Here is a 7,255-nt window from a genome sequence, read left to right on the forward strand (position 1 = left end):
ATAGACGTTAAAAATGAACGACAACTCTGTAGAGAAAAAATATAATAAGTGGATTATTGTTTTATCAGTTGCAATACCACTGGTAGTAGCCCTTTTGTTTGGTGTTAATTTACGAAAACTCGGGTATGATGTTAAACCACTTGGTTTTCTCCCTCCGATATATGCTGCATTAAACGGATTAACGGCGATTGTTTTAGTTGCTGCTGTAGCCGCGATTAAGAACGGTAAACGTAAACACCATGAAAACCTGATGAAGTTTGCCATCTGCTTATCGGTAGCGTTTCTGGCAATGTATGTGGCTTACCACATGACTGCAGACAGTACAAAGTTTGGAGGAACAGGAGCAATTAAATACGTTTATTATTTCATTCTGATTACCCACATCTGTTTATCGGTAATTATTATTCCTTTTGTATTATTTACCTATGTTAGGGCTTTGGCCGAGAAGTTTGACAAGCATAGAAAGCTGGCAAGGATAACTTATCCAATGTGGCTTTATGTTGCGGTAACGGGTGTAATCGTCTACCTGATGATATCGCCTTATTATCACTATTAGCAATAACAATATTTAAAGGTTCAGCCACATCAGCTGAACCTTTTTTATGACACAATTTTTAATTGTCTCATGGCGTTTATCCTTATATTTGTTGTGATGAAGAAAAAAGCATTTTTAATTTTAGTTCTGATCTCTTTAACCCTTGCATTAACTTCTGATGTGATGGCGCAATGTGCAATGTGTACAATTAATGCCGAGCAAGGTGTTAAGAATGGTAATACACAGGCAGCTGGCTTAAATACAGGTGTAATTTATCTTTTAGTAATTCCTTACATACTAGCCACTGTAGTAGGCATTATATGGTATAAAAAATACCGCAAGAAAAGTGTTCACCTCGATATGAAAGCAGGTCCTATAAATCTGAATTAGGATGTCGGGAAAAACTTCAAAGCTTTATGCAATAGTTCATGCAAAATGTGCGCATTGCCGGAGGGGAGATATTTTTACCGGTAGTATGTATGGCTGGAATATTCAACATACCAAAGAAGTTTGCGGGCACTGCGGACAACGTGTTGAAATAGAACCTGGTTATTTTTATGCCGCGATGTATGTTAGTTATGCAATGAATGTTCTGGAGATGCTCATGACTACTTTTCTGGCCTATTTGCTGGTAGGGCCTTTAGAAGATAACACTTTCTGGCACTATCTGCTCATCATTTTTGGAGGATGCCTTATCCTTTATCCCGTAAATTATAAGTATTCCAGGGTTATACTTCTTCATGTACTTTCGCCGAATATAAAATATAAGGCCTGGTACGATCAGTAATTAGTGTTTAGCTGGTTAACTGTTTAAATCGCTCACCTGATTTCAATAAAAGGTAAACAATAAATTATGTTTTTTATTTAATCTCTTAACGGCAATAAGTAATCTATGTTAAAAAAAGATACCCTTGTTTTTATTAAAAACGTAGCAGAAAATAATAACAGAGAGTGGTTTGCAGAAAATAAACCAAAATATGAAGAGGCAAAGGCCGATGTTCTTGAGCTTGTAGCCTCGATAATTCCTGAGCTTGCTAAAATAGATCCTTTGATTTCGGCTGACCTTGATCCTAAAAAATGCCTGATGCGGATCTACCGTGATATACGTTTTAGTAAAAATAAAGATCCTTATAAAAATAATTTCGGTATGTGGTTTTCATCCAAAAGTAAAGGTGGAAATGAACCCGGCTATTATTTACATATCCAACCCGGGAAAAGTTTTATTGCCGGAGGTTACTGGATGCCGGAAGCACCACATGTTAAACTCATCCGCCAGGAAATAGATTATAATATTGATGAATTTAAAGAAATTATAGAAGAAAAGGATTTTAAGAAAAACTTTAAACTCGGCACTGCGGGAGCACTTAAGAATGCCCCAAAAGGTTATGACCCTGCCGATCCGAATATAGAATACCTGAAACTGAAAAGCTTTGAAGCCTCAATGGCTTTAGCCGATGAAGAATTTTTTAAACCTACACTCGTTAATAAGTTGATAAGTTCTTTTAAAACTATTAGTCCTTTAGTTGCATTTTTACGAAATGCCATTGAAGTTTAATGGACCCAGACCTTAAAGCGCTTACTATTAACCCAAACAAAAAATATGAAAAACACTTTTCTTGCATTTGCCCTGTTTTTATTTGCTACATCCTTTACTTCGTGTGTTGTACTGTCTCCAAAAAAATATAAAGCTTTATTGGGTACAAAAGATTCACTGTATACCGCCTTTAATGAGAGTCAGATAAAAATCGAAAACCTCGAAAGTGAAATAAAAAAGCTGAAAAAAGATACGGCCATGATGGGTGAGGATCTTCGTGATTTACAAAGCAGGTTTAATGATGTAAATGCGAATTTTAGTAAACTTAAAAATAACAGCTCAAGTGAAATATCTAAGCTATCGGGCGATCTTGCTGCCAGGGAAAAGCGTTTAAAAGAAGTAGAAGAAGTATTACGTAAACGCGATGAAGCAACCAATCAGCTTAAGGAGAAACTACAGCAGGCTTTACTTGGCTTTACTAAAAGCGGTTTAACCGTTGAAATTAAAAATGGTAAGGTTTACGTTTCGCTTATGGATAAACTCCTGTTCCCATCGGGTAGTATTATTATTGATGAAAATGGTAAGAAGGCGCTTGCCCAGCTGGCAAAAGTTTTGAAAGAACAACCTGAAATTAATATAGCGGTTGAGGGACATACTGATAACCAGAAAGTAAATAACCTGGGACAGATTAAAGATAACTGGGATTTAAGTGTATTACGCTCAACCTCTGTTGTACGCTATTTAACGGAAACCGAAAAGGTTGAAAGTGTACGTATGACGGCTACAGGTAAAGGTGAATTCCAACCGCTTGGGCCAAATACCAGTACCGATGGCAGAAGTAAAAACAGAAGAATTGAAATTGTACTATCACCAAAACTGGATGAATTGTATAACCTGATTAAATAGTCATACTTAAAAATAATAAAGCCTTGCAGGTCGGTTCTTGCAAGGCTTTTTTTTGTGCCAATTGGTTAATAACCTTTAATTTTGTGCTTTGTTAAAGATTTACACTAAAATCTTTGTAATTTTCGCTTAGCAATTCTCCTCATGAAAGTAAATATATACCCAGACGTCATTTTCAGAACACCCCGATTTTCGTATAAAACTGAACTTATTGATTGTTGGGAGGAGCTTAAATCAGCGATTGCAATTTCTTCTGATGCTTTTTATCAGACCATAAAGGATGTAAAAGCTGAAGAACTCGAAACCTTAAATCCTAAGGTTTTATTTACCGTCTGGAAGTATTTTAACCGGGCTAAATTTCGTTCAACACCTTATGGAACCTTTGCCGGATTCAGTATTATCAGCGAAGCTTTAAGCGCTACAGCACAGCAGATAGTTGTTGAAGAAAAGCAAGAGGTACATGAATTTATCGACTGGCCGTTTAAGAATAACCTGCATTTTTCATTGGCCGAACAGTTACAAAATAACTGCCTGTTATTTTCAAATAGCAGCTATTATTTCACCACCACCAGTATCAGATACATTGCCTGTACTGATGGTTTGTTCGAACTGGCCGAAATAGATAATGATGCTTTCGTTGTGGAAATTCTGAAGAATTGCCTGCAACCAATACGGGTAAATGATTTGCTACAGAAACTTGATATTACAGGCGAAGCGAAAGCCGATGTGTTTTCTTTGCTTGAAGATATGTTGTCTGTGCAACTGTTGTTATGTGATATCGACCCTAATATTATCGGCGAGGATTATTTTAACCGGATAAATATCAAGTCTTCACCTGAGCTACCCAAGTACCTGATTTCAGAACGGGCTAGCTTATCTGGAGGCATTGATGAAAAGTTATTTCAGTCAATCCCAGGATTAATAAACTTAATGCAACATATTTTACCTGTTGATGAAAGGGACGCATTAAAGCAGTTTATCAATAAATTCAGGAGAAAATTTGAACAAAAAGAAGTCCCGCTTTCTATGGCCTTAGACCCTGAAATGGGAATTGGCTATGATGAACTTGAGCAGGCTGGCCAGGGAGATGATTTCATAGCGCAGTTTCACGGCAAGCAAAATAAAAAGGCCGATGATCCGAACGATAAATTAAAAGATAATTTTAAAAAGCTGATCAATGCGCAGTCATTTGGCAATGAAGAAGTGATCAGGCTGGAAAAACTTGGTATACAAATAAGTAGTAAAGCGGCTGTATTGCCAAATTCATTCAGTATGCTCATGTCGGTTGCTGATGATTTAATATGTGTTGACCAGACTGGTGGAAGTACCGCAAATGCACTTGCCGGCCGTTTTACAATGGCTAATACGAAAGTTTATGAACATTGCAAAAAAATTGCGCAGCTGGAGCAATCGGCAAATCCCGATGTTTTGCTTTTTGATGTGGCTTACATGGTTGAAACCAATGTAGATAATATTAACCGGAGAAAGCTTGTTTATGAAAACCAGCTTTCAATTTTAAATTTCGATACCTCATCAAATCCAATTACCCTTGATGATGTAATGCTCTCTGTGCAAGGAAATGAGGTTATATTGCGTTCCAAAAAACTTAATAAGCGTATTGTACCCAGAATGGCTTCGGCGTACAATTATTCTAGATCCGATTTATCTGTTTTCAGGTTGCTCTGCGATTTACAACACCAGCATATCCAAACCAACCTTACGCTTTTTTTAGAGAATTTGTATCCTGAGTTAACTTATTACCCAAGGTTACAATACCATAATATTGTGCTTTCACAACGCAAATGGCAACTTAAAAAAGCTGAAATTCCATTGCAAAACATAGCTGGATTACGAACATATCTAGATAAAATAGGTGTTAGCGATTATTTTAAAGCAGGCCTATCTGATCAGACTTTGTGTTTTTATAAGCACAGTGATGCTGATTTGGCTGCATTTATTCAATACCTGCAGAAGCAGGATAAATTTTATGTGGAGGAGGTAATTATCCCTCAATCAAGTGCGGTTATCGATCAGGAAGGCAATCCTTACTTGGCACAGTTTATCCTGAATATTTACCATGAGGATAAAATTTATAATGGTTTTACTAAACCTGTATCCGATGAAAGGCTGGTGAAACAGTTTTTCCCGCCAGGAAAGGAGTGGTTGTATTTTGAAATTTATTGCCATCAACAGCGTTCTGATTCACTATTAGCGGGGCCAATAGCTCATTTTCTGGACAGTTTCCATGCTAAAATCAAATCATGGTTTTTTATCAGGTATAACGAGAATGGTTACCACTTAAGGTTGAGAATTTTATTGCATGATGAAAATGATGGCCAGGCACTAACAGCGGCCTTTTCAGCATATCTGGAAGAAGATCTTGCCATAGGCCTGGTTTCTGATTTGCAATTAAGAACTTATAAAAGGGAAACGCAACGTTACGGGAATGATCTGATAGAAGCCATAGAACAGCACTTTTCTACGGATAGCCATTTTGTTTTGTCGCTGTTTGAAACTTACCCTGATGCCATCAGCAAGTATAAGTATTGTGCTGATTTGGTTGAATATATCCAGAATAAGGTTTTATTTAATGATAAGCAATTTGCAGAAATAATTGGCATGATGTCGGATTCCTTTAATATAGAACATCATCTGGAACCTTCAGATTTCAAAAAGCTTAATGCTCAATATCAGGTTTATCGAAAATCAGCGTATACTGAACTTAGTGAACAACAGCAACTGGCTTTTCAGCGGTTTTCTGAATCATTTGCAGGTATTTTACAAGGTTGCAATCCCAACCGAAGCGTACAGCTGTTCAGCGATTTACTGCATATGCATGTAAACCGCCTTTTTAATAAAGACCAGCGCACCCATGAAATGGTTGTGTACTACTTTTTATTAAAAGATGTACAGCGAAGGAATGCTATGAAATAACTGTAAAACGCTAATTTAAACCAGCCATTGGGTTTTCTACATCAACTTTAATTTCTGTAAAGTACCTGTTAAGCGGGTCTTTATAGAATTTAAATGAATACTTGTCTTTATAGAAGTTATTCAATCGTTTATCGATGTTTTCCAGACCAACATGATGGCTCTCTACTTCTTTTTTCTTCACTTCATTAATCATATTAATGGTTGTAAGTGATAAAGTTTTCCGGTCGTAATCAATCTGAACGATAGAAGGTTGTGTAGAATGCGCAATATTACCGTGCTTAAACATGTTTTCTACCAATGTAAGCATGATAAGCGGAGGAAAGCGAAGACCGAACAGGTCGCCATTAACAATCAAGTCGAAATTAATGGTATTGGCCGTACGTAACTTATGCAGGTTAATTAAGTGTTCTATTTGCTCAACTTCTTCGCTTAAAGGCACTAATTCGGATGCCTCAGGCCTTTTTAAAGCATAACGCATCATTTCAGAAAGGTTCATAATGGCATCAGCTGCCAATGGGGCTTTCTTTCTGGCATCGTTATATATAAAGTTTAAGGTATTAAATAAGAAGTGTGGGTTAATCTGGCTACGTAAAAAGTTATTCTGCGATTGTACCAGATCATTCTCTAAAGCCTGTTTTTCAATTGTATTAACAAGATTCTGGCGTTCAAGCTTTTGCACCCTTCGGCGTTCTTTTAATGAGTTAAGCAGGAATACATAACCAGTACTGAAACCAATAAAGTATAATGCCCTCCATAATGCTCTTAACACGTATACTTCGTTAAAAACTAATTCGGATTTAAAACCTGTACCTACTGTCTTCGATATTAAATAGTCGATTGGGTAAGCTAGTGCTAAATATGCGATTAGTTCTATGAGTACAAAAGGAATAATCAACCATGCATTAAATCTTAAGTTACTTCTGAGGATTTTTTGTACGCCGTATGCATGTAAATAAAATAAAGAGATGTTCAATGCATAATGGAAAAGATGGTTTCCGAAAGTACTCCAGATCCCAAAGATTAAGCCGGTAATAAATACCTCATATATGATGAAAAAAGCCCAGGCTTTTATGTGAATATGGTTTCTACTATACCAGTTTTTAATTTTAAGAATGTTCATTTAAGTGGTTTTTATCTACTAAAACAGGGGTTTTATCTGTAAAAATAGTGGGTTTGTGTAAAAATTTCTTAGTGCCTCCGTTTTCGCCGCACCTTTACACCAGTTAATCAAAACAACAATATTTAATAAAAATAATAAGATAATCTACAATAATATGAAAACACAACACACAACAAAATTGAAAAAAAATACAGCTTTTGTTTATAAAAATGTAAAAGGTCAAAACAAT

At 36.3% G+C, this 7,255-nt stretch carries 7 protein-coding genes; 6 read left to right on the plus strand and 1 reads right to left on the minus strand.

The features are described 5' to 3' along the window. Positions 1–13 precede the first annotated feature (13 nt). The 6 genes from R2R71_RS17905 (at position 14) to R2R71_RS17930 (ending at position 5,906) form a co-directional block, all read left to right on the plus strand. A complete protein-coding gene (locus R2R71_RS17905) occupies positions 14–556 on the plus strand; it encodes a DUF420 domain-containing protein (RefSeq protein ID WP_316832645.1) in 543 nt (180 codons plus the stop codon). A gap of 69 nt (positions 557–625) precedes the next feature. Next, entirely contained in the window at positions 626–925 is a 300-nt protein-coding gene (locus R2R71_RS17910) for a hypothetical protein (RefSeq protein ID WP_316832646.1), read from the plus strand. A 1-nt stretch (position 926) separates the two neighbouring features. Beyond that, positions 927–1,322, plus strand: coding sequence for a DUF983 domain-containing protein (locus R2R71_RS17915; protein ID WP_316832647.1), 396 nt, complete (start codon positions 927–929; stop codon positions 1,320–1,322). A 105-nt stretch (positions 1,323–1,427) separates the two neighbouring features. Next, positions 1,428–2,090, plus strand: a complete 663-nt coding sequence (locus tag R2R71_RS17920) for a DUF2461 domain-containing protein (protein ID WP_316832648.1) — start codon at positions 1,428–1,430, stop codon at positions 2,088–2,090. Positions 2,091–2,135: 45 nt separating this feature from the next. Next, entirely contained in the window at positions 2,136–2,975 is an 840-nt protein-coding gene (locus tag R2R71_RS17925; RefSeq protein ID WP_316832649.1) for an OmpA family protein, read from the plus strand. Positions 2,976–3,116: 141 nt separating this feature from the next. After that, positions 3,117–5,906, plus strand: coding sequence for a thiopeptide-type bacteriocin biosynthesis protein (locus R2R71_RS17930; RefSeq protein ID WP_316832650.1), 2,790 nt, complete (start codon positions 3,117–3,119; stop codon positions 5,904–5,906). A gap of 10 nt (positions 5,907–5,916) precedes the next feature. Here R2R71_RS17930 and R2R71_RS17935 read toward each other — a convergent pair whose 3' ends face one another. Further along, positions 5,917–7,026 (minus strand): sensor histidine kinase, encoded by a 1,110-nt coding sequence (locus tag R2R71_RS17935; RefSeq protein ID WP_316832651.1) that lies wholly within the window; start codon positions 7,024–7,026, stop codon positions 5,917–5,919. Between the last annotated feature and the right edge of the window lie 229 nt (positions 7,027–7,255).

Source organism: Pedobacter aquatilis (assembly GCF_032678405.1).
GTDB lineage: Bacteria > Bacteroidota > Bacteroidia > Sphingobacteriales > Sphingobacteriaceae > Pedobacter > Pedobacter aquatilis_A.